The sequence below is a fragment of the Bergeyella anatis genome (assembly GCF_036016955.1).
Taxonomy (GTDB): Bacteria; Bacteroidota; Bacteroidia; order Flavobacteriales; family Weeksellaceae; genus JAYWXI01.
Genome location: NZ_JAYWXI010000074.1, coordinates 1 through 876, shown reverse-complemented (window position 1 = coordinate 876; position 876 = coordinate 1). Strand labels below are relative to the sequence as shown.

The 876-nt window shown below is 34.6% G+C and carries 1 protein-coding gene; it reads left to right on the top strand.

Going from position 1 to position 876, the window contains the following annotated elements:
- The coding region (locus tag VQ048_RS12270; protein ID WP_327611935.1) for an IS982 family transposase at window positions 1-874 on the top strand (874 nt) is incomplete at its 5' end.
- Window positions 875-876: the final 2 nt, after the last annotated feature.

The window sequence follows — 876 nt, the reverse complement described above, 5'->3', positions numbered from 1 at the left end:
CAATCTCATTCAAAACTACAAAATTATTTTAGAACAATTGACAAAAACCTGCAAACATATTGAAACAAGCAAGAAAATCAGGAATCCCAAAATGTCTGATTTGGAACTTGTTGCGCTCAATATTACAGCAGAATATATGTCTATTAACTCTGAATTACAATTGTTTAGGTGCATTTCGGGAACCGTTTTAGATGGAAAAATTGAAAGAAGCGTCTATAATAAAAGAAGGAGAAAACTTTTTCCCTACATTGAAAAAATTAGGCAGACCTTGAGTAGCAAGTTTTCAAATTTTACCGATGGGTTTATTGTGGATTCCACGCCTATTGAGATAGGTAAAATAAGCAGAGCAAATCGTTCCGCAATCTGTTCCACGGAAGATATTAAGCCTGCATTTGGATATTGTGCAGCGCAGAAGTCAGGATACTTTGGTTATAAACTTCACGCGGTTTGCGACAAGAATGGAATCTTTCATTCTTTTGATTTTACTCCTGCAAATGTTCACGATGTGAACTATCTTCACGACATTAAAGAAAACTTTAAAAACTGTCTGTTAATAGGAGACAGAGGATATGTCAGTAAAGAGTTACAAGTGGATTTATTCACCTATTCCAAGATTAATCTTTCAGTTCCGATGCGTAAAAACCAGCATGACTTCGTGGCGTTTTCAAAAACGAAATCAAGAATCAGAAAACGGATTGAAACTAATTTATCACAACTGTGCGGACAGTTCACAATCAACATCAACTTTGCAAAAACCTTTCAAGGGCTAGCGACGAGGATAGTCTCGAAAATAACTTCTTTTACGATGATTCAATACCTCAATTTTTTCGTCTTCAAAAGAAGTTTGAACAAATTAAAAATTAATTTGTGCTAAAT